Here is a 24,252-nt window from a genome sequence, read left to right on the forward strand (position 1 = left end):
CAACTTTAAACATGCATTATAAATACAACTTAAAGTAGGAAGCCCATATGCTCAGCAATCAAACCATCGAGATCGTCAAAGCGACCGCACCACTTATCGCCGAAACGGGACCAAAACTGACCGCGCACTTTTATGAACGTATGTTTACTCATAACCCAGAGTTGAAAGATATTTTTAATATGAGTAACCAGCGTAACGGCGATCAGCGTGAAGCGCTATTCAACGCCATCTGCGCCTATGCTGCCAATATTGAAAATTTGCCAGCTCTACTTGGCGCAGTAGAAAAAATTGCGCATAAACACACGAGCTTTTTGATCACGGAAGATCAGTACCAAATCGTTGGTAAACATCTACTTGCGACGATTGATGAGTTGTTTAATCCAGGTCTGGAAGTGTTGGATGCTTGGGCTGAGGCTTACGGCGTACTTGCGAATGTATTTATTCAGCGCGAAGAACAAATTTACCAACAAAATGAAGCTTTGGAAGGCGGCTGGCGCGGTCTACGCGAATTTGCATTAGTCGATAAAAAGATTGAGAGCGAACACATTTGCAGCTTTGTGTTCAAGCCAACCGATGGCCAAAAAGTGGCACCGTATAAACCGGGACAATATCTTGGCATCTATATCAACAGTGACCAGTTAGAAAACCAAGAAATTCGCCAATATAGCCTATCTTCTGCGGTCCAAGAGAACACTTACCGTATCTCGGTAAAACGTGAAGAAGGCGGAAAAGTATCGAACTTCCTGCACGATAGCCTGAACATTGGCGAAAAAGTGCAGCTTGCCGCCCCTGCCGGTGATTTCTTTATGGATGCCGAACCACAAACACCCGTTGTTCTAATTTCTGCAGGTGTAGGACTTACGCCAACGCTGTCCATGCTAGAAAGTCTCTCAGCACATCAAGCACCTGTAACTTGGGTTCATGCAACAGAAAATGGTCAACAGCATGCTTTCAAGCAACACGTGAACCAGCTCGTTGCAGAAAAAGAAAACATGAACGCGCTCGTTTGGTATAACCACCCAACGGCAGAAGACAAGCTAGGTGAAGACTTCCACTTCACGGGTTTTGTCAATCTGTATGAAATTGAAGCCGCATTAAAGCAAGATAACGTGCAGGTGTACTTCTGTGGCCCTGTCGGGTTCATGCAGCACGTAGCGAAACAACTATTAGAACTTGGCGTACCACAAGAGCAATTCCATTACGAATGCTTCGGTCCACACAAAGTCGTTTAATCGCTCAAGATTACTCTTCGGGAAACAACAAAGCCCACATTATGTGGGCTTTGTTGTATGAAGTTGTTTGCCTTGATAAGACGTTACCAAAAGGTATCTCGCCGTTTAGCTCGAGCAATAACGTTTTGTGGCATGCGCTGCTCGAGGCCATTTCTCAATACAGTGATGCGCTTATGCTGCCGCTTATCTGCTGTGACAGAGTTATATAGCCAACGATACGCATCTTCGTAATCAAGTGGGCTGCCGTAATCACGCAGGAGTAATTCGGCTAAATGAATACGCGCATTTAGGTTTCCCATTGAGGCGGCTTCTCGCAAGTAAGGAATCGCTCGCTCTTTATCTTGCTGCACTAAAGTGCCACGCGAATAGTATCGACCAATCTGCTCTAGCGCAGCAGGTAATCCTTGATGTGCTGCATTTTCGATGTAGTAAAGACCCAGTTCGACATCTTGCTCAACACACACACCCCAAGCCAACATATCTCCGTATAGAAATTCATAAGCGGGTAAGTTAATTCGAGTCGCACGAGCAACGATATCCTCCACCAGCTGGCAGTTATCAGCGCGCACACGTTGTAAGTGCTTATTTTGCTCAATAAGCTTTATCAGCTCTGCTTCGGTGTAGATAGGAACTGGCGCCCCCACATCAGCAACATTGGCTTTCGCTGTGGTAGCTACCAAGGTCAATAACAGTGAAGCAGCCACTGTTCGTAACTTCATAAACGTACTCTTTAAGGTATCTAAGAAACCAAAGATCGATGAAGGATCTCCTCTGCTTGATAACCTTATCGGCAAAAACCAGCTAAGCTTTAGACAATTTTTGCCTCTGATTTAGACTCAACGGCAAAAATTTGCCATATGAGAATCACTGCCGTTTTTTGTTCAGATACAAAAAAGCCGACCAGAAGGTCGGCTTTTGCAATCTTTAACGACTATCAATTAAGCTTCGAATGGATGAACCTTGATGATAGTTTCGTTACGGTCAGGACCTGTTGAAATGATATCTACAGGCACACCTGTTAGCTCTTCAATACGCTTGATGTAGTTAAGAGCCGCTTGTGGTAGATCTTCTAGCGCTTTAGCACCGAATGTGTTCTCAGACCAACCAGGCATAGTTTCGTAGATTGGCGTCGCTTTTTCGAATGCTTCAGCAGCCATCGGAGAAACTTCTAGCACAGAGCCATCTTCCATCTTGTAACCAGTACAGATTTTTAGCTCTTCTAGACCATCTAGTACGTCTAGTTTAGTTAGACAGAAACCAGATACAGAGTTGATTTGGATTGCACGACGCATAGCAACAGCATCGAACCAACCAGTACGACGTAGACGACCAGTTGTCGCACCGAACTCGTGGCCAACTTCACCTAAATGCTTACCAATTGGATCTTGCTTATCTAGACCGTCGTATAGTTCAGTCGGGAATGGACCTGCACCAACGCGAGTACAGTACGCTTTCGCGATACCCAAGATGTAACCGATGTGACGAGGACCAAAACCTGAACCTGCAGCAACACCACCAGCAGTCGTGTTAGAAGACGTTACGTATGGGTAAGTACCGTGGTCGATATCAAGTAGCGTACCTTGTGCACCTTCGAACATGATCTTATCGCCGCGCTTACGTGCTGCGTCTAGTTCGTCAGTTACGTCGATAACCATTGAAGTAAGTAGATCTGCGTAGCCTTTTGCTTCTTCAAGCACAGCTTCGTAGCTTACTGGTTCAGCTTTGTAGAAGTTAACGAGTTGGAAGTTATGGAACTCCATGACTTCTTTTAGCTTCTCAGCGAACGATTCCATATCGAATAGGTCGCCAACGCGTAGACCGCGACGAGCAACTTTATCTTCGTATGCTGGACCGATACCACGACCTGTTGTACCGATAGCTTTTTTACCGCGAGCGATTTCGCGAGCTTGGTCCATTGCAACGTGGTAAGGAAGAATTAGCGGACATGCTTCAGAAATGAAAAGACGCTCGCGTACTGGAATACCGCGCTCTTCAAGAGGTTTCATTTCTTTAAGTAGAGCTTCAGGTGATAGTACAACACCGTTACCGATAACACATTTTACGTTATCGCGAAGGATACCTGATGGAATTAAGTGAAGAACGGTTTTTTCACCGTCAATTACGAGAGTATGACCTGCGTTGTGACCGCCTTGGTAGCGTACCACGTATTTTGCATCTTCAGTTAAAAGGTCTACGATTTTACCTTTACCTTCGTCACCCCATTGGGTGCCTAGAACGACTACGTTATTTCCCATCTTTCCAAGTCTGATTGCTAGTTAAAAATGGATTCTAGCACCGAATCACGCTTCTTGCAGTCATTTTTTGTTCACAGAGTTGCTACCAGAATGTCATCTTGCTGCTTTGCTCATTTTGAAATCAGCATATCACTGATAGTATTTAGTTTTCTTTATTCGACTGGAAAGCGGTATGTCTGAATCCATATGGTTGGCGATTGGGCTCGTCTTGATCGTGGAAGGCATTGGACCACTCATTGCTCCAAACGGTTGGCGGAATATGGTGGCTCAATTAAGTGAACAGCCCAACAATCAGCTACGACGCATCGGTGGCTGCCTAGTAGTTGCTGGAGCCGTAATCGCCATAATGATGAGCTAGCACTTCGCATCAGATACAAAAAAGGCTCCCTAAGGAGCCTTTTGTTTCATTTGACGCTGAGATTATTTCTCCATGCCACCCTTCGACTGGTTCATGTATTGGAAGAACTCACTCTTCGGATCAAGTACCAGGATATCGCTCTTAGAGCTGAAGGACTTCTCATACGCACGTAGCGAACGTAGGAAGCTAAAGAATTCAGGGTCTTTGTTGTATGCTTCAGCATAAATCTTCGCTGCTTCTGCATCCGCTTCACCTCGTGTTACACGAGCAGTCTTATCAGCTTCAGCTAGAATGGTTGCCACTTCTAGTTCAGCTTGAGCACGAATAACTTCCGCTTTCTCACGACCTTGAGAACGGTGCTTACGAGCTACAGACTCACGCTCTGCACGCATACGACGGTAGATAGACTCACTGATTTCATCAGGCAGGTTGATTTTCTTCATGCGGAAATCAACAACACGAACACCCAAGTCTTTCATCGCGCTTTCACGCGTGTCTTTCAATACTTCAGACATAATTAGGTCACGTTCACCATCAATCTCAAGCGCTTCACGCGCCGCTTCAGTTGCGACAACATCTGCACTTGCATCTTCTGGTAGTACATCATCGTTACGTGGACCAGATACAATCTGTTTGATTTCACGAGCACCGATTTCAGAACGAAGCACATCTGTTACTTTACGCTCAAGTAGTGCCTCCGCCGTTAGCGAATTACCACCGCCTGTCGCTAGGTAGTAACGACCAAAGTCTTCAATACGCCACTTCACGTAGGTATCAATAATAACGTCTTTTTTCTCAGACGTTACGAAACGGTCTGCACGGCCATCCATCGTTTGGATACGTGCATCAAGTTGTTTCACACGGTCAAACAGAGGCATCTTGAAATGCAAACCAGGCTCGTAAATTCGAGTGATGTCGTTGTTGTCTTTAAGAACACGACCAAATCGAACCACGATACCGCGCTCACCTTCAGGAATCACAAACAAAGACATCAACATTAATGCCAATGCGATTACCAATACAGGGATCATTAACTTACGCATTCTTAGTATCTCCCTTGACGTGAACCTGTTGAACGAGACTGCGTGTTCGAAGTGTCTTCTTGTGTACGCTCAGACTCCAGTTGAATTTGATCGTAGGTTGAAGATGACTTCGATTTACGTTTTGTGTCTGCCTGACCTTCTTGGCCCGCCAACTTATCGATTGGAAGGTACAGAAGATTGCCGCTTGATTCCGAGTCAATCAACACTTTCGAAGTGCTTGAGTACACTTCTTCCATTGCGTCAATGTACAGACGGTCACGCGTTACACCTGGTGCCGCTTGGTATTCTGGTAGTAGTTTTTCGAACTGTGCTACCTGACCAAGAGCCTCGTTAGTGACACGTTCATTGTAACCTTGTGCTTCTTTCTTCAAACGTTCAGCACGACCCGTTGCCTTCGGCAAGATTTCGTTCTTGTATGCTTCAGCTTCACGGATGAAACGCTCTTCATCCTCACGAGCTGCGATTGCATCATCAAACGCATCTTTCACTTGCTCTGGTGGACGCGCAGACTGGAAGTTTACGTCAACAAGTACCAGGCCCATATCATAGCTATCAATGATTTGGTTCAGTGTTTCTTGCGTAGTTTGACGAATTTGCTGACGACCACTGGTTAGAATGCTATCCATCAATGAGTCACCAATTACCGCACGTAGTGCAGAATCCGTTGCTTGACGCAAGCTATCGTCCGCATTGGTTACACGGTACAAGTATTTGTACGGGTCAGTCACTCGGTACTGAACATCCATCGCAACTGTTACAACGTTTTCATCTTTAGTCAGCATTAGACCAGATGCACGTAGTGAACGAATTGCTTGTACGTTTACCGCTTCGTATTCATCAATAAAACGAGGGCGCCAGTTAAGGCCTGGGTCTACGATACGATCGTATTTACCTAAACGCAGCACAACACCACGCTCTGCTTCACCGATGGTGTAAAAACCAGCGAAGAACCAAACTGCAACAGCAATAAGAGCAATCACGCCAAAGCCAATTGCACTACCACCACCGCCGATTGGAGAACCACCGCCGCCTTTTTTACCAAACTTGCCACCCAGTTTTTGACTCAGTTTATTGAACACTTCATCTAAATCTGGCGGACCTTGATCTCGGCCACCAGGACGCTGGCCACCACGATTATTATTACCCCAAGGGTCATTATCGCGGCCATTGTTGCCGTTGTTATTTCCAGGCTCATTCCACGCCATTAGAAAGCTCCATCATTTGATATGACGTTATACTGTAGCAGTCCTTTAAGTGACTATAAAGCCAGTCAAAACTGCCCCTTCTCTTTTTTCAAGTCTAGACCAATCTACTTGCTGCATTCGAATATCGATCAACAAGTTACCATCCTGGTCATATTCCTCACGTTGAATACACTTCATTTGGAAGAAGGTACTACGGAATCGTCCTTGATACTGTGGAGGAATTCGCAACTGATGCTCGACCATTTGTGACGCCAGACGTTCCGTCAGTGCCTCAAACAGGACATCAATGCCCAACCCATCCATTGCTGAAACCCAAACTGCGCGAGGTACGCCTTCCTCGTCTCGTTCTATACGTGGTTTCTGCGAATCTAGATTGTCGATTTTGTTCATGACAACCAGAGTCGGCACTTCATGTGCGTCGATCTCTTCTAGTACTTCATGAACAGCTTGAATATTCTCACGAAAACGCTCATCACTGGCATCAACAACATGTAACAAAATGTCAGCTTCTTGCGTTTCCTGCAAGGTTGCCTTGAAGGCCGCAACCAAGTCATGAGGCAAATGTCGAATAAAACCAACCGTGTCAGCCAAAATGGCAGGCCCAACATCTGCTAACTCTATCTTACGTAAAGTCGGGTCCAAAGTAGCAAATAGTTGATCAGCGGCATACACGCCAGCTTCTGTAATACGGTTGAAGAGTGTCGACTTACCCGCGTTGGTGTAACCCACGAGTGAAACCGTTGGGATTTCAGCTCGATTTCGGGCGCGGCGCCCTTGTTCACGCTGCTTCGCTACTTTGTCTAAGCGTCGCAGGATGGCTTTGATTCTGTCACGCAATAAGCGACGGTCGGTTTCCAGCTGGGTTTCACCCGGGCCACGTAAACCGATCCCCCCTTTCTGCCTTTCAAGGTGCGTCCAACCACGAATCAAACGAGTAGAGATATGACGAAGTTGGGCCAGCTCTACCTGTAGCTTACCTTCGTGTGTTCGAGCTCGTTGAGCAAAGATATCGAGAATAAGACCAGTGCGGTCGAGAACTCGACATTGGCACAGTGCTTCGAGGTTACGTTCTTGGGCAGGAGAGAGGGCGTGATTAAAAATCACAATTTCGGCACCTGTCGACTGTACCGCAGTAGCAATCTCTTGGGCCTTACCCTCTCCGACATAGTATTTCGGGTGTGGGGATTGACGACTACCAGTTACCACTTGTAGCGCCTCTACCCCAGCAGAAGAAACCAGCATTTCGAACTCAGCCAGATCTTCCCATTCACCTTCTTGCGTGAAGTTGATATGAACAAGTACGGCTCGCTCACCGGATTCATAACGGTCAAACAAGCAATCAACTCCTTATTTTAAAAATACTCGATGAAGAATTAATCTTCTGATTTCTCTTGTGGACGCTCACCTTGTGGACGTTCACCGCTGTGATGGCTCACTGGACGAGCCGGCACAACTGTTGAGATCGCGTGCTTGTACACCATTTGGTTAACAGTATTCTTCAGCAGGATCACAAATTGATCGAACGATTCGATCTGACCTTGTAGTTTAATACCATTCACAAGGTAGATAGATACCGGGATACGCTCACGACGTAGAGCGTTTAGAAATGGGTCTTGTAGAGATTGCCCCTTAGCCATTTTATTTTCCTTATTTAATTTGTAGTTGTAATTATTTAGCTAGTGGTGCAATGCAAAAGATACTGCTTTTGCATCTGAGCTAAACGAATCAAAAATGCACTCTAAGTAATTAGCAGCATAGTATAAAAACCGCCAACAACAGATCCTTTGAGAGTGCGTTCACGCAAAAACGATCACATTATACACAGCTATGTCAATCAGATGCTATTGCTTCCGACATCGTTTCTAATGCCTGTTCAATGTTCTCGCTATCCAACCAAGTTAAGTCATCCCAGCTGCGTAACCAGGTGATTTGACGCTTGGCCAATTGACGAGTCGCGCATACGCCACGAAATACTGCTTCGTCACGTGTACACTCCCCATCTAAATACTCCCACATCTGTCGGTAACCGACGCATCGTATGGAAGGAAGATCGGGGTGAAGATCTTTTCGCGAATGTAGCGCTTTCATTTCTTCTTCAAAGCCCGCTTCCATCATCTTTTCGAAACGAAGTTCAATTCGACGGTGAAGTTCTGCCCTATCCTTGGGAGCTATTGCAAACTGCTTGACTCGGTATGGCAGGCTTTCACCTTTCGTTTGAGTCAATTCAGTCAAAGTTTTACCTGAAATACGAAAAACTTCCAATGCCCGAGATAAACGTTGGGGATCATTGGGATGGATTCTCGCTGCTGACACAGGATCAACCTCTTTGAGTTCATCGTGCAACACTGACCAACCTTTAGTCAATGCTTCTTGTTCAATTTGCTGACGAATTTCAGGATTTGCAGCAGGAAGTGGGGATAAACCTTCAAGTAGCGCCTTATAATACAGCATTGTCCCACCCACTAAGAGTGGAATTTTTCCTTCTGCAACAATATCATCCATCGCTTTCAATGCATCACGACGAAAGTCGGCTACAGAGTAAGATTCGCTCGGATCCAAAATATCAATCAAGCGATGAGGCGCTAAACTTAACTCTTTTTCATCCGGTTTCGCCGTACCGATATCCATCCCTTTATAGATCAAAGCAGAATCAACACTGATGATCTCAATCGGGAACTTTTGACGAAGACGAATCGCCAACTCAGTTTTGCCTGATGCAGTTGGCCCCATTAAAAATAGCGCCAAAGGTAGTTTATCTGTCATGGTTTTAATTTGGCTATCGTGGCAGAGAAATCAACAGCGGATACAAATTTTGTATCTTCTAATGGCAATTGACCATCTCTTAGCTGTTCAAGTTCCGCAATAATTTGAATTGCTTCAGAAAAAGTATAATGACTCTTCACTGTCGTGACCTGCAATGCGAGCCAATCTATCAACTCAGACAGCATCTGAGCCGTTGCTATACCTTCCTTCACACAAGATTGCGCGTAAGATAACAGATCTGGTACTAGATTTTGTAAGTTTTGTTGACGTAGCGGCGCGGGAACGCCCATCACCATTAAGGCTTGCTCATTTCTCGCTTTCAATTGAATGCCAAGTAACGCCAAATCTTGTTGATAATCTTGAGCCAGCTTCACTAACTCGGCCTCTAACTTAATAGATAGAGGAACGAGTAGAGGCTGTGCTTTAAGCGCGCCATCGCTTGGAGTGAGCTGCCCTTTTACACGATAAAATTCCGCTCTAGGTAACGAGACTAACGCCGCCCCACTGTCACTGCTCATCAAAACAAATTGCTCATCGACCATCACTAGCGCTTTGCCTAATGCATTAATCGATGGAAGTGATGCATTCGAAGTTGCCTTTTGGGGCTCTATCGGCGTTACGGGTTGAGACTCAAACTCTGGCGTTTTTAACAACTCGTGATAAGCGCGCACTTCTTGCTTGCTTGGTGCTGGCTCAACATGGCGCTCTTTATTGTGATTCGGCTTTGGTGCGGGTTTGGATTCCACCCAATCATTACGTTTGAATGACTCAACTACGCGCGCCTCTCGCACGGAGGTTTCACTAGGACCGCTATTACGAGGCTTCACTTCATAATCACTGCGTCCAGGATAAGCCGGTGCACTTTCTATCGCTTGATAAACACGCTCTGGAACTGCTGAAGATGCTGGCCTTTGCACTTTTTCAGGCTCAGGCGAATGCTCAACCTCTCCGGACTCAGTCGGTTCGACACGATGAAATGCCGATTCATTAACCTGTGGTTTATCAATCACGGCGCTTTGCGCAAGTGCATCCGCCAAAGCTTGATAGATGAAATCATGCACTAAGCGAGCTTGGTGAAAGCGCACTTCATGCTTAGCAGGGTGGACATTCACATCCACTTGGTGTGGGTCTAACTCAATAAAGAGCACATAGGCAGCGAACTGATCTGGCTTTAAGCTCATTTCATAGCTTTGACGAATCGCGTGATTGATTAATTTGTCACGCATCATTCGGCCATTCACATAGCAATATTGTAAATCGCTTTGCTGCCTTGCTCCCTCTGGTGTGGTAATCCACCCATGTAGCTTTAACCCTTGATGCTCAAGCTCGATTCTAAGCATATGCCGCACAAACGCATTACCGCAGATAGCTGCAATACGTTTTTCGGTTTGAAGCTGATTTTTCGCCGCGCGATATTGACGGATGATCTTGCCGTTATGACGCACACTAATGGTGACATCAAAGCGACTTAACGCAATGCGTTTCAATAACTCATCAATATGAGCAAATTCGGTTTTCTCCGTACGAAGAAATTTGCGACGCGCTGGAGTATTAAAAAATAAATCCAACACCTCAACAGTTGTGCCAATCGGGTGCGCTGCTGGCTTAAGCTTCACCTGCATATCACGCCCTTCGGAGTAGGCACTCCAGGCTTCTTCTTGTGCCGCAGGACGCGACGTGAGCGTCAAACGCGAGACTGAGCTAATACTGGCTAACGCTTCACCGCGAAAACCTAGACTCATAATGGCTTCGAGATCATCTAAGGTATGTATCTTAGATGTCGCATGACGACTGAGCGCTAAGCCGAGTTCATCTTTCGCGATACCTTTGCCGTTATCACGAACACGAATCAGCTTTGCGCCTCCTTTCTCGATATCGATATCGATTCGAGTTGCGCCAGAATCAAGACTATTTTCAACCAGTTCTTTAATCACAGAGGCGGGTCTTTCGACCACTTCCCCTGCGGCGATTTGGTTTGCAAGTCTAGCTGGCAAAATTTTAATCGTCATAATGAGTTAAAAGCTCACCTACTTGTTTGGAATGATAAGAACTTGCCCAACCGCCAGCTGATCAGAGCGTAAGTTGTTCGCTTTACGAATGCTCGAAACGCTGACTCCGTATTTGGACGCTATTTTACCAAGGTATTCACCTCGAGAAACTTTGTGCTTACGGATCGGCTTATCTTTGACAGCGACGGTTATCTTCAACTTTTGTCCTACCCACAAGGTATCTGACTTCAAGTTGTTCTCACGGCGGATATCTGAAACCTTCACTTTATAGTGACTCGCGATCTTACCTAAGAACTCACCTGACTTAACCTTGTGAATAATGGTTTCTGTCTCAACAGTAATCGGTTTACTTGGCACTTTAATCGTGCCAGCAGAAGGGATTTTGAGCTTCTGACCAATTGCCAACCCAGTCGACTTCAAGTTGTTTGCCGACATCAGCGCTTTAGAGCTAAGCCCATATTTATTCGCAATCACCGATAACGACTCGCCACGTTTTACGGTATGCACCATTGGCTTCGCTGAAGGCGAGAATACCGTACCCTCTGGTGGATTATCTTTTAAGTACTTAACGACCGCCTTGGTGATCGCCTGAGCTAACTTATCTTGGTGCGCTCGTTGAAACAGCAACCGCTCTTCTGTTGGGTTAGAAATAAAGCCCGTTTCCACTAATACAGACGGAATCTGCGGAGAGCGTAAAACAGCAAGGCTAGTATTAATCGGCTTGGTGTTATGCAGGTGCGCAACACGCCCCATCTCACCAAGGATTTCTGTTGCCAGCTTATACCCTTCTTTTTGTGAATGACTAAACTGCAAGTCCAACAAAGTTTGGTTCACGTTACGATCTTTGGTCTTAGTGAAGAACGCATTACCCGAACCACCTAATATTTCAGATTGTTTCTCATGGTTCTCAACCCAGCGAGCAATTTCAGTATTTGCACGACGGGTATTCAGTACGAAAACCGAACCTCCGCGAGGCTTCGGTGAGGTAAACGCATCAGCGTGAATGGAAATCAGTAAGTGCGCATCATTTTCACGGGCAATGGCTACACGACGGTTTAGATTCACAAAGTAATCTCCGGTACGTGTCATACGCGTTTTAATCCCAGGCGTAGCATCGAGCTGAGCAGCAATTTTTCTTGAGATACTCAATACCGCGTCTTTCTCGTACTTACGGCGTGAAGGGCCAATAGAGCCAGGATCTTCACCACCGTGACCAGGGTCGATAACGATCAAGACTTCTTGAGCTCGTTGTACTGAACTCATGTCTTTACTGGTCGCCGCTGGCTTGCTCGGTTTAGAGGCTGAAGTCGATGCTTTCTTACCGTGCGGCAGGTCAATCACTAAACGGTGACCATATTGCCCGCCAGGTGTTGGGCTTAATTTAAACAATTCCGCTTGAACGCTCTTTTTCAGTTCAAACACCAAACGATAGGTGCCCTTCTCTGGCGGAGAGCTTTTTCGAACTAGCTTTAAAACCGGGCTGTCCGTAACAGTAACAGGCAGTTTGGCCTGCATGGTCGTGCTTTTTAAATCCACGACAAGACGATCCGGTCCGGATAAAGAGAAATAGGAATAGTCAGCTTCCGAGCCTAAATCGATGACAACACGCGTTTCATCAGGAGAAGGCCAAACTCGAAAACTCTTAACGACGTTAGCAAATGCTAAATTGGGGATGAGAAGGAGAAAAGTGGCGACAAACGTCGCCACTACTCTAAAATTTGAAAAACTCAACATAGCTCCAATCGACTGAGTAACTGCACACCATAATCATTATTAGCTGTTAGTTCGGCTACACGCTGCTCACCTTGGTAGCGAATGTTCACATCAAGATCCGGTTGTGGCAACAAACCATGCCCTTTTTCAGGCCATTCAACCAAGCAAATTGCATCATCTGTGAAGTAATCTCGAATCCCCATGAACTCAAGCTCTTCAGGATCCGCAAGACGATAAAGATCGAAATGGTACACTTGCCACTGATCCAACTGATACGGTTCGACTAGAGTATAAGTTGGGCTTTTCACGTTACCTTGATGGCCAAGAGCACGGACAAAACCACGACTAAAGGTTGTTTTACCTGCACCCAAATCACCATGCAGATAAATTGTGGTTTGTTGCGAACAAAGGTGAGCCAGAGCGGTACCTAGTGCAACCGTTTCGTGCTCATCTTTTAAATTGAATTGTTTCGTGCTCATTGATGCTTCTCTAACTAATGATCGTTGACTATATAAAAATCAAAAGAACAGGAATAGTAAACCGTGTTGGTTTTGAGAGACAAGCTTTCAAATGTCATATGTGCGAAAAAAGTATCCAAGGAACGGTATCTTAATCACCTTAGTATCGACCTAGATTTAGAATATATGCAAATGACTTCAATAAGCAGTATTCACAGCATCAAAAACGTCCCTAACTGGGTAGCACCAAAGCCAGAGATCCGTTAAGATCCGCCCCCCCTTTATTCCGGTGGTTAGCATGAACTACGAACAACTCGCACAGCAAATCAAAATTTGGGGAAAAGAGCTCGGCTTCCAAAAAGTTGGGATCTGCGACATTGATCTGAGTGAGCATGAAGCCGCCCTGCAAAAATGGCTCGATGCAGGCTATCACGGCTCAATGGACTGGATGGCTCGTCACGGTATGATGCGAGCTAGACCCAATGAGCTACTCCCGGGAACCGTTCGTGTGATCAGCGTTCGGATGGACTACCTACCACCAGAAGCACAATTCGCTTCGAACCTAGCAAATAAAAATCATGCCTATATTAGTCGCTATGCATTAGGGCGTGATTATCACAAGCTCGTCAGAAAACAACTGAATAAACTTGGCAAACTTATTGAACAAGAAGTTGGTCAGTATGGTTACCGACCTTTCGTCGACTCCGCACCAATATTGGAGCGACCACTCGCCCAAAAAGCAGGCTTAGGCTGGACAGGGAAACATTCCCTGATTTTAGATCAGGACTGTGGCTCGTGGTTCTTTTTAGGCGAGTTACTTATCGACTTGCCACTTCCCGTTGACGAGCCAAGCGTTGACCAGTGCGGTAAATGCAAAGCATGTATTACCTCATGCCCAACACAAGCCATCGTTGAAGACAAAGTTGTCGATGCTAGACGCTGCATCTCTTACCTCACCATCGAGTTCGATGGCGTGATCCCTGAAGAGTTTCGCAAGCCAATGGGTAACCGCATTTATGGCTGTGACGACTGCCAATTGGTTTGTCCATGGAATCGCTACGCCGACATAACGGAGCAGAGTGATTTCCATCGTCGCGATAGTTTCAAAAACCCGGATCTCGTTGACATGTTTAACTGGGATGAAGCGACTTTTCTAAAAAATATGGAAGGCTCCGCTATTCGTCGCATTGGTCATATACAGTGGCTGCGTAATATTGCTGTCGCACTTGGTAATGCAGAATACAGTCAACGAGTCATTGATGCGTTAGAAAGTCGACAAGGTGAAAATAAATTACTTGATGAACACATAAAATGGGCTTTGGCCGAGCAACTAAATCAACTCCCCATTGAGAATAAAGCATCTACAGAGACGAAAAAGCAGCGCTTAATAAGAATCGTCGAGAAGGGGCTACCAAGAGACGCATAGTGCGTAGTCTATATGCAAGAGATTGAAAGCACTTTTACATGTTCAATTCATGACCTTGTTCTCAATTTTGTAATGTGGAAAAAAATTTGAGATTCAAGAAAAACAAGCTAGCAGAAAAAAGTTAAACACAGCTTGGAGAAATGACTAGGATCAAAAAAATACCAGTTAATGATCGTATTTTAACGTATCCGATCCGACAAAAAACTTATTTTTCCCTTACACAACAAAGACTTAATCAATATTTTGTTATTATTTCGACTTTCCTTCAGCGAAAAGATCTTTCTTCTCCACCGCAAAAAGTCAAGCTAAAAACACTTTATCAACCAACTTATCCACAGAACGACGTATGTGGATAACTCTGTTAATTAAAGTAGATAAAACATGCAGAACCTCATCATGCTTGTACGCCAGCCGATTCATATCGTGTTTTAAACACAAACGAAATCGTCCGACATCATATGATGCGGATAAAATTTAGTTTTTGGGGATTCATGCTTCGCAGCATTATGAAAAGAGCGATGTGATTGGTTGCGAGAAGCAGGAATTGAATCAAGCGGCGCATCCGTCGACGACTTAGGATTGTGCTAATAAATAAGCATTCAATCTATCGTCTTGTATTTGGTTGCGGGGGCCGGATTTGAACCGACGACCTTCGGGTTATGAGCCCGACGAGCTACCAAGCTGCTCCACCCCGCGTCCGAGTGCTTCATCGTTGTTGATGATGAAGGCTTTGCTTTCATTTATAAAAAAGAAACTGGAGCGACACACGAGGTTCGAACTCGTGACCTCAACCTTGGCAAGGTTGCGCTCTACCAACTGAGCTAGTGTCGCTTTTGTCACCGTTAAGCACGATGAGGGCTATATATTGGAGCGACACACGAGGTTCGAACTCGTGACCTCAACCTTGGCAAGGTTGCGCTCTACCAACTGAGCTAGTGTCGCATTTCGTCACCGTTAAGCACGATGAGGGCTATATATTGGAGCGACACACGAGGTTCGAACTCGTGACCTCAACCTTGGCAAGGTTGCGCTCTACCAACTGAGCTAGTGTCGCATATTAACAGCAGTCGCTATTAATGGAATTTGGTTGCGGGGGCCGGATTTGAACCGACGACCTTCGGGTTATGAGCCCGACGAGCTACCAAGCTGCTCCACCCCGCGTCCGTATTGTGTCACCGTTAAGTACCGTGAGAACTATGAAACTGGAGCGACACACGAGGTTCGAACTCGTGACCTCAACCTTGGCAAGGTTGCGCTCTACCAACTGAGCTAGTGTCGCATATCAACAGCAGTCGCTATTGATAGAATTTGGTTGCGGGGGCCGGATTTGAACCGACGACCTTCGGGTTATGAGCCCGACGAGCTACCAAGCTGCTCCACCCCGCGTCCGTATTGTGTCACCGTTAAGTACCGTGAGAACTATAAAACTGGAGCGACACACGAGGTTCGAACTCGTGACCTCAACCTTGGCAAGGTTGCGCTCTACCAACTGAGCTAGTGTCGCATCAACAACGTTTCCGCTGTTTAGGGCTGCGAATTATAAGAGCATTTTTTTGTGATGCAAGTCCTTCCTTCAAAAAAACTTTATTTTTTTACTGAACGATGAAAAAGCAATCAAAAGCGATATAAATTACAACAATTTGGATCGCAACCTTAACAGTTAAATCTTGAAAATAGTACCACGATAGTACTTAAGTTCTGCAATCGACTCGCGAATGTCGTCCAAGGCCAAATGTGTTCCCTGTTTTGTGAACCCATTTAATACTTCAGGTTGCCAACGACGCGCCAATTCTTTAAGAGTGCTGACGTCAACATATCGGTAATGAAAGAACTCTTCTAATTCCGGCATGTGCTTGTACAAGAAGCGACGATCCTGCCCAATGCTGTTACCACATATTGGCGACGCCCCTTTCGGCACCCATTTTTCTAAGAATTCAATGGTTTGTGCGACCGCATCTTGTTCTAAGATTTTACTGTTGCGAACGCGTTCCACCAAGCCGCTTGCCGTATGCGTATTGGTGCACCAATCGTCCATTTTTGCTAGCTCTTCTTCCGGCTGATGAATCGCTAATACTGGACCTTCAGCCAAAATATTTAGCTCGCTATCCGTGACAATAGAAGCAATTTCAATGATTTTGTGCGTTTCAGGATCAAGCCCTGTCATCTCTAAATCAACCCAAATTAGGTTTTGATCGCTAAAGGACATGGTTACGCCGCCTATTTGTTTATCGATAAAAGAGGTACTATACCTCAAAATACGGGAAACACGATACTCACGCAGAGCCAAGATCACGGCTCAACCATTTGAGTAAATTCACATAAAGTACAGAATTGTGGCAAAGAAGAAAAAGTTAACCAAAGGTCAAGTGCGACGCGTACGCAGCAACCAACAAAAGCGTTTAAAAAAGCAAGAAGAGTCCATCCAGTGGGATGAAAACATGCTAGGCGCAAGCAAACAAGGTCTCGTGATCACTCGTTTTGGCCAGCACGCGGATATTGAAGACCTTGAAACAGGCGAGATTCAACGCTGTAACCTTCGCCGTGGTATCGAATCTTTAGTATCTGGCGATCGAGTTTTATGGCGCGAAGGCTTGGAGTCTATGGCTGGCATTTCTGGCGTTGTTGAAGCGGTAGAACCTCGTTCTTCAGTGCTCACTCGTCCAGATTACTACGATGGCCTAAAGCCCGTAGCTGCCAATATTGATCAAATGGTCATTGTCTCCTCGGTACTGCCCGAGCTATCACTGAATATTATTGACCGTTACCTCGTAGCATCAGAAACACTGAATATCGCACCATTGCTGGTCTTAAACAAAGTCGATCTTCTAGAAGCCGATGATCGTGTAATGTATGAAGAATGGCTCAAAGAATATGAACGCATTGGCTATAAAGTGCTTCTGGTCAGCAAGAAGTCTGGAGAAGGCATTGCTGAACTAGAAACCCTGCTGCGTGACCGAATTAATATCTTTGTTGGTCAATCAGGCGTAGGGAAATCCAGCTTAGTCAACGCGTTAATGCCGGAACTAGAGAGCGAAGTTGAAGAAGGCGAAGTTTCCGAGAACTCAGGTTTAGGCCAACACACCACGACAGCAGCGCGCTTGTATCATATTCCGACGGGTGGCGACTTGATCGACTCGCCTGGAGTGCGTGAATTTGGGCTTTGGCATTTGGAAGCAGAAGAAGTAACGAAAGCATTCGTTGAATTCCGACCATACTTAGGCGGTTGTAAGTTCAGAGATTGTAAGCACAATGACGACCCTGGCTGCCTTCTACGTGAAGCTGTTGAGAAAGGGGAAATCAACGAAACTCGCTTTGAAAACTACCATCGCATTTTGGAAAGCATGGTTGAAAACAAAGCAAACCGTCAGTATTCACGCAATAAGAAAGCCGATCTGTAATTAAGTTAAGACTGTAACTGTGTAAAAAGTCTTCACCTAATACTGACAAGCAAATTAAATTTCAGTAACATCACGCGCCCTAAAGCGCGAATCTAACAGAAGTATCGGAATTAAAGATGGACAAGTTTAAAGTTGGACTGCAGTACTGGATCCCACAACACGGCCTCACTCGCCTAATGGGTAAACTGGCTTCAGCAAAAGCTGGCGGTCTAACAACAGCAGTTATTCGTTGGTTTATCAAACAATACAATGTGAACATGGATGAGGCGAAGCACTCAGATCCTAAGCATTTTAAAACGTTCAACGAGTTTTTCGTTCGTGAGCTAAAAGAGGGCGCACGCCCAATTTCTGAAGGCGAAAACGTCATCACTCACCCAGCCGACGCTTGTGTTAGCCAATTTGGCCCTATTGAAGATGGTCAACTTATCCAAGCAAAAGGTCATCACTTCTCAGCGCAAGAACTGCTGGGCGGTGACGCGAATTTAGCAAACGAATTTAAAGATGGATCTTTTGCCACGCTGTACCTGTCTCCGCGCGATTACCATCGTGTACACATGCCTTGTGACGGCACACTGCGCCAAATGATTTACGTGCCTGGTGACCTGTTCTCGGTAAACCCACTTACGGCAGAAAACGTTCCAAATCTATTCGCACGTAACGAGCGTGTGGTGTGTATCTTTGACACTGAGTTTGGTCCAATGGCACAAGTGCTTGTTGGTGCGACAATTGTTGGCAGCATTGAGCAAGTGTGGGCTGGCACGATCACTCCGCCTCGTGGCAATACTGTCTACAAATGGGATTACCCAGCTGAGGGTGACAAGGCCGTGATCTTGAAAAAAGGCGAAGAGATGGGCCGCTTCAAACTGGGTTCTACTGTTATTAACCTGTTTGCCAAAGACGCGATTGAGTTTGACGCAAGTATGGAAAACGGTAAGCCAACCGTAATGGGCACACCTTACGCCTTGAAAAAATAAGCAAACCCCCGTTAAGAGAGCCCTTTCTCAAGGGCTCTTTTTATTGATAAAAAGCAAAATTCCGTTCAAAATTTAGCCTCTATTTCTCAAACTCATACCTGCCTCTAAGACCTTCATTCCACAATCAATTATCCTGCGCTTAGGATGAATATTTAGAGGGGCAGCCAATGCCAAAGATGAGTGTAAACACGCTGGCGAAATTGCTGGTGTGCTTTTTAATTTCGCTCGGTGTTTTGATGATGCCGATTGATGCTATTCCTATTGATGATCTCACTTTAATTCAGCATCGCCTGTTGGCTATTTTTCTTCTTGCTGCCCTACTTTGGGTTCTTGAGCCGGTCCCCGTTTTTGCTACGTCCATTCTTATTATCGCTCTTGAACTGATCATGATATCGGATAAAGGTTTGCATCTATTTCGCAATCCACCAGCGGGGCATGATTTGGGAGAGTTAATTGCTTACACCGATATTTTCTCTGCCTTCTCTTCACCGATCATTATTCTTTTTATGGGTGGGTTTGCCCTCGCCATCGCGGCTTCCAAATACGAACTCGACAACAATCTCGCCCGAGTACTACTAAAACCATTCGGCACACAACCTAAGTTCATCATGCTGGGTTTGATGCTCATTACCGCCGTTTTTTCAATGTTCATGTCCAACACTGCCACGACGGTCATGATGTTGGCGCTGCTCGGTCCAATCGTCGCTTCTGCACCTAAAGGGGATTTAGGGATTAAAGCGCTGGTGCTGTGCATTCCAATTGCCGCGAATACTGGCGGCATTGCAACTCCGATAGGTACGCCACCTAACGCAATAGCGCTCCAATACCTCACCGGAGAAAACGCCATAGACTTCTTATCCTGGATGACAATGGGCCTACCATTTGTGCTGATACAACTCACTGTTGCTTGGTTTTTGTTGCAGAAGCTGTTTCCGTCCAGCGAACCAGAAATGAAACTAAAGCTGGATGGTACGTTCAAAAAGAGCTGGCGCGCGATCGTCGTCTACATCACTTTTGCACTAACCATTGTGCTTTGGATGACGACAAAAGTGCACGGCATGAACACGTATGTTGTTGCGATTATCCCGCTTGCGGTGTTCACCTTAACGGGCATTATGGGAAAAGAAGAACTCAAGCTGATTAACTGGGACGTGCTATGGCTGGTTGCTGGTGGTATCGCAATTGGTATTGCCTTAGACAAAACGGGTTTAGCCGAAGCATTGGCACACGCCATTGATTACAGCTTACTATCACCATTTGCCGTTGTCTTTGCCCTATCGGTAGTATGTTGGTTAATGGCGAACTTTATGTCTAATACCGCAACGGCAAACTTATTAATGCCTATTGCTGCCGCTATTGGTACATCCATGCCAAGCCTTATTGCGGTTGGTGGCCTACAAGGTTTACTGGTTGTCGTCGCATTCTCCGCATCACTTGGCATGATCTTACCGGTTTCCACGCCACCAAACTCTTTGGCTTATTCAACAGGCCTAATCGAGAGCAAAGACATGGCGAAAGTGGGGCTAATTCTTGGTTTGATTGGTCTATTTATCGTGTATGGCGCAGTTCTGGTGCTGTTTTAATCGATAAGCTCCGTGACAGAGCTTGTTGTCATGGAGCTGTTCGCCAGCTATTACCCTCACAGAGCAGCTTTTACATCCATTAAATTTCGTGCATATTAAGACTCCTCAAATCTACAAGGACGTCGACACATCATGGGTTACGAATGGCTTGCTTTATGTGCCGCTTTTCTGTGGGCAGTTTCTAGCCTTATTTCTGTCATTCCTGCACAACACCTAGGCGCTTTTTCTTACAGCCGCTGGCGCATGGGCTGTACGGCCGTGATCTTATCAACAATGGCCTGGATAACTGGCGGCTGGTTAACGGTTTCTTGGGGACATGTAACGCCAATGATGGCCTCAGGACTGATTGGTATTTTTATTGGCGATACCGCTCTGTTCGCGTGCTTGAATCGTATGGGACCAAGACAAGCCGGACTACTGTTTTCCTGCCATGCGGTATTCTCTGCCATTTTGGGCTACTTCTTATTTAGCGAAGTCATGACCACAATAGAACTACTGGGCGCATCCTTGGTATTTAGCGGCGTAGTGATGGCGATATTCTTTGGTCGAAGAGGCCAAGTGAATAACGTCTTGGAAGACATTAAAGGTAACATCTGGGTGGGCATTGGACTTGGCTTAACCGCAGCAATGTGCCAAGCATTGGGCGGCATCATCGCCAAGCCAGTAATGCAAACCAGCATTGACCCCGTTGCGGCTTCTGCTATTCGAATGATCAGTGCATTTTTCGCCCACAGCATGTTGTTAGTTCTAGGGGTCAAAGTCGCTCGCTCGACACAACACATTACTTGGCGAGTATTTGGTATTACTGCGCTTAACGGTTTCTTGGCGATGGCCGTCGGCATGACGCTGATCTTATACGCACTGCAAGAAGGAAATGTAGGTATGGTTGCACTGCTATCTTCAACCACGCCAATTATGTTGCTACCGCTACTCTGGATTTACACTAAACGCCGACCAAACCGATTTGCATGGTTGGGCGCAGCCCTAGCTGTGATTGGTGCTGGCATTTTGGTTCAATAACCTTACAGACCAGCCCTTGTTGCCAGATACAAAAAAGCCCGAGTTTAAACTCGGGCTTTTGTCATTCTGAGCAGTTAGTTAATTATTTAACTAGCACTTCACCCGTCATTTCTGCTGGGATATCTAGACCCGCTAGAGAAAGCATGGTTGGTGCAAGGTCAGACAGTTTGCCGCCTTCTTTGAACTCAACCGCTTTATCACCTACGTAAATAAGAGGAACCGGTAGGTTAGTGTGCGCTGTGTGAGTACCACCCGTTTCTGGGTCAACCATCATTTCTGCGTTACCGTGGTCCGCAGTGATCAGTAGCTGACCGCCAACTTCTTTGATTGCTTCAACTACTTTGCCAACACTTTCATCTAGCGCTTCGATTGCTTTCTCAGCTGCTTCGTAAACGCCAGTGTGACCAACCATATCTGCGTTCGGGTAGTTACAGATGATAGTGTCGAACTTACCAGACTTGATCGCCGCAACCAGTTTCTCTGTAAGCTCAGGGGAGCTCATTTCTGGCTGAAGGTCGTAAGTGGCTACTTTTGGAGAAGCAACAAGCTGGCGCTCTTCGCCTTCAAATTCGTTTTCAACACCGCCGTTGAAGAAGAAAGTCACGTGTGCGTATTTCTCTGTTTCAGAGATACGTAGCTGAGTTTGACCTTGCTTAGACAGCCACTCACCGTACGTGTTTTCTAGAGACGCTGGTGGGAATGCGATTGCTAGAGGGATATCTGCCGCGTATTGAGTCAACATAACGAAGTTAACTGCCGGGAATACCGCACGCTCAAAACCATCAAAGTCAGGCACGAATGCGCGAGTGATTTGACGAGCACGGTCAGCACGGTAGTTCATGAAGATAACCGCATCACCGTCTTGCATGATTGCGTCTTCTTCGCCTTCCGCTTTAATTGCTGTCGCTTTCACGAACTCATCGTTCTCTTCACGAGCGTAAGCGGCTTCTAGACCAGCAACGGCGGTTTCTGCTGTAAACTCAGCTTTCGCTTGAGTCAGAAGATCGTAAGCCACTTGAACGCGATCCCAGTTGTTGTCACGGTCCATAGCGTAGTAGCGACCTACTAGAGAAGCAACACGACCTTTACCTAGTTTCGCGAATAGATCTTGGAAACGTTGTAGCGAGTTTTCAGCACTACGTGGTGGCGTGTCACGACCGTCTAGGAAACAGTGTAGGTAGATTTTCTCAGCGCCACGAGCCGCTGCCATTTCAACCGCTGCGTAGATATGGTCTTCATGAGAGTGTACGCCACCTGGAGACATCAGACCCATGATGTGTACCGCTTTCTCTGCTTTAACAGCAGCATCAACTGCTTCAACAAGCGCTGGCGTTTCAGCGAACTCACCGTCAGCGATCGATTTAGTGATACGAGTTAGATCTTGGTATACAACGCGACCTGCGCCAATGTTAGTGTGACCAACTTCTGAGTTACCCATTTGACCATCAGGAAGGCCAACATCCATGCCTGAAGCAGAGATTAGAGTGTGTGGGTTATTCGCAATCAGAGCATCCATTACTGGTGTTTTCGCATTCGCAATTGCGTTACTTGCTGTGTCTTCACGGTAACCGTAACCGTCAAGGATAACTAGAGCCAGTGGCTTCTTAGCTGACATAGTGATGACCTCATCAAATTTAAGTAACTTTTGGCGTAGGGCCTCGCTGCCCTATCTAACCTTGAAACAAAACTAGCGTAATTTTACTACACTTTTTAACCAAAACTGTAGGTTAAGATCAAATAATGTTTGCGATTTATTGTTGCTATCTTACAAGTTAAGCGAACAACGAGTCAGTGCCGACAACCGTGTTCCACAAGCATAGTCATTCCTAATACGCTTTGTACACCCCAGTCTAGGTTCGGTTTTCTTACGCTTCTGATTCTTGTTTTTGCACCTGAAACAGCACTTATTTAAAGCATTATCGAACAAGATTGGTTAGTACCTATTGTTCGCTTTTTTCGGTAAAACAAAAGTCACTTAAGTCGATAAATCCAATAGGCAAAAACAATCAAGCTACCATAGTCCAATGCACGGATGGCAATAACATAAAGGGTTTATAGAGATCTCAATTATTCGTTAGAAAATTTTAACCCTCTCGCCTAAGAGGCTTAACCCCGCTATACTCCTGCTTTATTTTTCCGCCAACAGCGTAAGAGCTCAAGACATGCAAGAGTACATTGAATTTTTCCAACAGAACATGATTCTATCTTTGGTTTGGGTAGGTCTTCTTGTCGCCTTTATCATGAACATCGTGAAGTCAGCGACGGCCGCATACAAAGAAATCAACGTAAACCAACTGACTCATCTTATGAACCGTGAAAACGGCGTTGTAGTGGATATCCGCACAAAGGACGAGTTCAAAAAAGGTCATATCACCGACTCACTTCACATTTTACCGTCAGATATCAAAGCGGGTAACTTTGGTAGCCTTGAAAACCACAAATCAGACCCAATCATTGTGGTATGCAAGACAGGGCAAAACGCTCAAGAAAGCGCGAACCTACTAGTAAAAGCAGGCTTTGAAAAAGTAAGCCTGCTGAAGAACGGCTTGATTGCATGGAACGAAGCGAACCTGCCTTTAGTACGTGGTAAAAAGTAATACCCGGCAGCTTCGATAACGTGGCAGAGGCAAAAAACAAGGTACGCATTCAAGCGTGTTTTTGCCAAGCTTCGTGGATAATAAACTGAGCAAATTGAAAGCAGTTGAAGCATTAAGTTGTGACGCTTTGCACGTAATACACGCTTCATCTAGTCAAGGTAGATTGGCTCAGTTAGTCTCGGGACATACCAGTTTTCTGAGTTTAGACGTTTCTAGGC

At 45.7% G+C, this 24,252-nt stretch carries 20 protein-coding genes and 8 tRNA genes; 8 read left to right on the forward strand and 20 right to left on the reverse strand.

Going from position 1 to position 24,252, the window contains the following annotated elements:
* Positions 1-47 precede the first annotated feature (47 nt).
* Positions 48-1,232 carry an NO-inducible flavohemoprotein gene (gene hmpA, locus FKN08_RS17035; protein ID WP_047010423.1) on the forward strand — a complete coding sequence of 395 codons (1,185 nt, stop codon included), beginning with the start codon at positions 48-50 and terminating at the stop codon, positions 1,230-1,232.
* Positions 1,233-1,315: 83 nt separating this feature from the next.
* Here the strand turns inward: hmpA and FKN08_RS17040 are convergent, their stop codons facing one another.
* Together FKN08_RS17040 and FKN08_RS17045 are read right to left on the reverse strand one after the other, a co-directional pair.
* Positions 1,316-1,951, reverse strand: coding sequence for a tetratricopeptide repeat protein (locus FKN08_RS17040; RefSeq protein ID WP_005387944.1), 636 nt, complete (start codon positions 1,949-1,951; stop codon positions 1,316-1,318).
* Between the two features lie 219 nt (positions 1,952-2,170).
* Positions 2,171-3,487 carry an adenylosuccinate synthase gene (locus tag FKN08_RS17045; RefSeq protein ID WP_047010424.1) on the reverse strand — a complete coding sequence of 439 codons (1,317 nt, stop codon included), beginning with the start codon at positions 3,485-3,487 and terminating at the stop codon, positions 2,171-2,173.
* Positions 3,488-3,659: 172 nt separating this feature from the next.
* On the opposite strand from FKN08_RS17045, the gene FKN08_RS17050 reads away from it, so the two are divergent.
* Complete coding sequence (locus tag FKN08_RS17050) at positions 3,660-3,845, forward strand: DUF2065 domain-containing protein (RefSeq protein WP_005381383.1); 186 nt, start codon at positions 3,660-3,662, stop codon at positions 3,843-3,845.
* Between the two features lie 62 nt (positions 3,846-3,907).
* Here FKN08_RS17050 and hflC read toward each other — a convergent pair whose 3' ends face one another.
* From hflC to tsaE, 8 genes are all read right to left on the reverse strand, one after another.
* Complete coding sequence (hflC, locus tag FKN08_RS17055) at positions 3,908-4,888, reverse strand: protease modulator HflC (protein WP_005395373.1); 981 nt, start codon at positions 4,886-4,888, stop codon at positions 3,908-3,910.
* Between the two features lie 2 nt (positions 4,889-4,890).
* Positions 4,891-6,093 (reverse strand): FtsH protease activity modulator HflK, encoded by a 1,203-nt coding sequence (gene hflK / locus FKN08_RS17060; RefSeq protein WP_047010425.1) that lies wholly within the window; start codon positions 6,091-6,093, stop codon positions 4,891-4,893.
* A gap of 45 nt (positions 6,094-6,138) precedes the next feature.
* Positions 6,139-7,428 carry a ribosome rescue GTPase HflX gene (hflX, locus tag FKN08_RS17065; RefSeq protein ID WP_005381380.1) on the reverse strand — a complete coding sequence of 430 codons (1,290 nt, stop codon included), beginning with the start codon at positions 7,426-7,428 and terminating at the stop codon, positions 6,139-6,141.
* Between the two features lie 38 nt (positions 7,429-7,466).
* Positions 7,467-7,730, reverse strand: a complete 264-nt coding sequence (gene hfq, locus FKN08_RS17070; protein WP_005381379.1) for an RNA chaperone Hfq — start codon at positions 7,728-7,730, stop codon at positions 7,467-7,469.
* A 193-nt stretch (positions 7,731-7,923) separates the two neighbouring features.
* On the reverse strand, positions 7,924-8,856 hold the full coding sequence (gene miaA / locus FKN08_RS17075; protein ID WP_005381378.1) for a tRNA (adenosine(37)-N6)-dimethylallyltransferase MiaA: 933 nt from the start codon (positions 8,854-8,856) through the stop codon (positions 7,924-7,926).
* Entirely contained in the window at positions 8,853-10,865 is a 2,013-nt protein-coding gene (gene mutL, locus FKN08_RS17080; protein ID WP_170892579.1) for a DNA mismatch repair endonuclease MutL, read from the reverse strand. Before mutL ends, miaA begins: the two co-directional genes overlap by 4 nt.
* A gap of 18 nt (positions 10,866-10,883) precedes the next feature.
* Positions 10,884-12,599 (reverse strand): LysM peptidoglycan-binding domain-containing protein, encoded by a 1,716-nt coding sequence (locus tag FKN08_RS17085; RefSeq protein ID WP_085344841.1) that lies wholly within the window; start codon positions 12,597-12,599, stop codon positions 10,884-10,886.
* Positions 12,593-13,057 (reverse strand): tRNA (adenosine(37)-N6)-threonylcarbamoyltransferase complex ATPase subunit type 1 TsaE, encoded by a 465-nt coding sequence (gene tsaE / locus FKN08_RS17090; protein WP_005395381.1) that lies wholly within the window; start codon positions 13,055-13,057, stop codon positions 12,593-12,595. The genes FKN08_RS17085 and tsaE overlap by 7 nt, the downstream gene beginning before the upstream one ends.
* A gap of 277 nt (positions 13,058-13,334) precedes the next feature.
* Here tsaE and queG point away from each other — a divergent pair, with 277 nt between their 5' ends.
* Complete coding sequence (gene queG, locus FKN08_RS17095) at positions 13,335-14,462, forward strand: tRNA epoxyqueuosine(34) reductase QueG (RefSeq protein ID WP_085344839.1); 1,128 nt, start codon at positions 13,335-13,337, stop codon at positions 14,460-14,462.
* 619 nt (positions 14,463-15,081) lie between these two features.
* Here the strand turns inward: queG and FKN08_RS17100 are convergent.
* The 9 genes from FKN08_RS17100 to orn form a co-directional block, all read right to left on the reverse strand.
* Positions 15,082-15,158, reverse strand: a tRNA-Met gene (locus FKN08_RS17100).
* Positions 15,159-15,217: 59 nt separating this feature from the next.
* Positions 15,218-15,293: transfer RNA gene (locus FKN08_RS17105), tRNA-Gly, on the reverse strand.
* 35 nt (positions 15,294-15,328) lie between these two features.
* Positions 15,329-15,404 (reverse strand) — tRNA-Gly (locus FKN08_RS17110).
* A gap of 36 nt (positions 15,405-15,440) precedes the next feature.
* Positions 15,441-15,516 (reverse strand) — tRNA-Gly (locus tag FKN08_RS17115).
* A 30-nt stretch (positions 15,517-15,546) separates the two neighbouring features.
* A tRNA-Met gene (locus tag FKN08_RS17120) sits at positions 15,547-15,623 on the reverse strand.
* Positions 15,624-15,665: 42 nt separating this feature from the next.
* Positions 15,666-15,741: transfer RNA gene (locus tag FKN08_RS17125), tRNA-Gly, on the reverse strand.
* Between the two features lie 30 nt (positions 15,742-15,771).
* Positions 15,772-15,848 (reverse strand) — tRNA-Met (locus tag FKN08_RS17130).
* A 42-nt stretch (positions 15,849-15,890) separates the two neighbouring features.
* Positions 15,891-15,966 (reverse strand) — tRNA-Gly (locus FKN08_RS17135).
* A 156-nt stretch (positions 15,967-16,122) separates the two neighbouring features.
* Positions 16,123-16,668 carry an oligoribonuclease gene (gene orn / locus FKN08_RS17140; RefSeq protein WP_170892580.1) on the reverse strand — a complete coding sequence of 182 codons (546 nt, stop codon included), beginning with the start codon at positions 16,666-16,668 and terminating at the stop codon, positions 16,123-16,125.
* Between the two features lie 127 nt (positions 16,669-16,795).
* On the opposite strand from orn, the gene rsgA reads away from it, so the two are divergent.
* From rsgA to FKN08_RS17160, 4 genes are all read left to right on the forward strand, one after another.
* Positions 16,796-17,860: a small ribosomal subunit biogenesis GTPase RsgA gene (gene rsgA / locus FKN08_RS17145; protein ID WP_065646956.1), complete on the forward strand. Its 1,065-nt coding sequence runs from the start codon at positions 16,796-16,798 to the stop codon at positions 17,858-17,860.
* 116 nt (positions 17,861-17,976) lie between these two features.
* Positions 17,977-18,834 (forward strand): archaetidylserine decarboxylase, encoded by an 858-nt coding sequence (asd, locus tag FKN08_RS17150; protein ID WP_005395389.1) that lies wholly within the window; start codon positions 17,977-17,979, stop codon positions 18,832-18,834.
* Between the two features lie 167 nt (positions 18,835-19,001).
* Positions 19,002-20,417, forward strand: coding sequence for an SLC13 family permease (locus FKN08_RS17155; RefSeq protein WP_170892581.1), 1,416 nt, complete (start codon positions 19,002-19,004; stop codon positions 20,415-20,417).
* A gap of 132 nt (positions 20,418-20,549) precedes the next feature.
* Positions 20,550-21,437, forward strand: coding sequence for a DMT family transporter (locus FKN08_RS17160; protein WP_065646957.1), 888 nt, complete (start codon positions 20,550-20,552; stop codon positions 21,435-21,437).
* 82 nt (positions 21,438-21,519) lie between these two features.
* Here the strand turns inward: FKN08_RS17160 and gpmM are convergent, their stop codons facing one another.
* Positions 21,520-23,052, reverse strand: coding sequence for a 2,3-bisphosphoglycerate-independent phosphoglycerate mutase (gpmM, locus tag FKN08_RS17165; protein ID WP_046874648.1), 1,533 nt, complete (start codon positions 23,050-23,052; stop codon positions 21,520-21,522).
* Between the two features lie 547 nt (positions 23,053-23,599).
* Here gpmM and FKN08_RS17170 point away from each other — a divergent pair.
* Complete coding sequence (locus tag FKN08_RS17170; protein WP_005395399.1) at positions 23,600-24,034, forward strand: rhodanese-like domain-containing protein; 435 nt, start codon at positions 23,600-23,602, stop codon at positions 24,032-24,034.
* The last annotated feature ends 218 nt before the right edge of the window (positions 24,035-24,252 follow it).

It is taken from the genome of Vibrio sp. 1-2 (7-a), from assembly GCF_013048515.1.
GTDB classification, from domain to species: domain Bacteria; phylum Pseudomonadota; class Gammaproteobacteria; order Enterobacterales; family Vibrionaceae; genus Vibrio; species Vibrio diabolicus.

Excerpts from the sequence above, each read along its gene's own strand:
- mutL (WP_170892579.1), bottom strand. The coding sequence starts at position 10,865 with ATGACGATTAAAATTTTGCCAGCTAGACTTGCAAACCAAATCGCCGCA.
- FKN08_RS17155 (WP_170892581.1), top strand. The coding sequence starts at position 19,002 with ATGCCAAAGATGAGTGTAAACACGCTGGCGAAATTGCTGGTGTGCTTT.
- gpmM (WP_046874648.1), bottom strand. The coding sequence starts at position 23,052 with ATGTCAGCTAAGAAGCCACTGGCTCTAGTTATCCTTGACGGTTACGGT.
- miaA (WP_005381378.1), bottom strand. The coding sequence starts at position 8,856 with ATGACAGATAAACTACCTTTGGCGCTATTTTTAATGGGGCCAACTGCA.
- hflC (WP_005395373.1), bottom strand. The coding sequence starts at position 4,888 with ATGCGTAAGTTAATGATCCCTGTATTGGTAATCGCATTGGCATTAATG.
- asd (WP_005395389.1), top strand. The coding sequence starts at position 17,977 with ATGGACAAGTTTAAAGTTGGACTGCAGTACTGGATCCCACAACACGGC.
- hfq (WP_005381379.1), bottom strand. The coding sequence starts at position 7,730 with ATGGCTAAGGGGCAATCTCTACAAGACCCATTTCTAAACGCTCTACGT.
- hmpA (WP_047010423.1), top strand. The coding sequence starts at position 48 with ATGCTCAGCAATCAAACCATCGAGATCGTCAAAGCGACCGCACCACTT.
- FKN08_RS17050 (WP_005381383.1), top strand. The coding sequence starts at position 3,660 with ATGTCTGAATCCATATGGTTGGCGATTGGGCTCGTCTTGATCGTGGAA.
- hflK (WP_047010425.1), bottom strand. The coding sequence starts at position 6,093 with ATGGCGTGGAATGAGCCTGGAAATAACAACGGCAACAATGGCCGCGAT.
- FKN08_RS17170 (WP_005395399.1), top strand. The coding sequence starts at position 23,600 with ATGCAAGAGTACATTGAATTTTTCCAACAGAACATGATTCTATCTTTG.
- FKN08_RS17040 (WP_005387944.1), bottom strand. The coding sequence starts at position 1,951 with ATGAAGTTACGAACAGTGGCTGCTTCACTGTTATTGACCTTGGTAGCT.
- orn (WP_170892580.1), bottom strand. The coding sequence starts at position 16,668 with ATGTCCTTTAGCGATCAAAACCTAATTTGGGTTGATTTAGAGATGACA.
- queG (WP_085344839.1), top strand. The coding sequence starts at position 13,335 with ATGAACTACGAACAACTCGCACAGCAAATCAAAATTTGGGGAAAAGAG.
- FKN08_RS17085 (WP_085344841.1), bottom strand. The coding sequence starts at position 12,599 with ATGTTGAGTTTTTCAAATTTTAGAGTAGTGGCGACGTTTGTCGCCACT.
- tsaE (WP_005395381.1), bottom strand. The coding sequence starts at position 13,057 with ATGAGCACGAAACAATTCAATTTAAAAGATGAGCACGAAACGGTTGCA.
- FKN08_RS17045 (WP_047010424.1), bottom strand. The coding sequence starts at position 3,487 with ATGGGAAATAACGTAGTCGTTCTAGGCACCCAATGGGGTGACGAAGGT.
- FKN08_RS17160 (WP_065646957.1), top strand. The coding sequence starts at position 20,550 with ATGGGTTACGAATGGCTTGCTTTATGTGCCGCTTTTCTGTGGGCAGTT.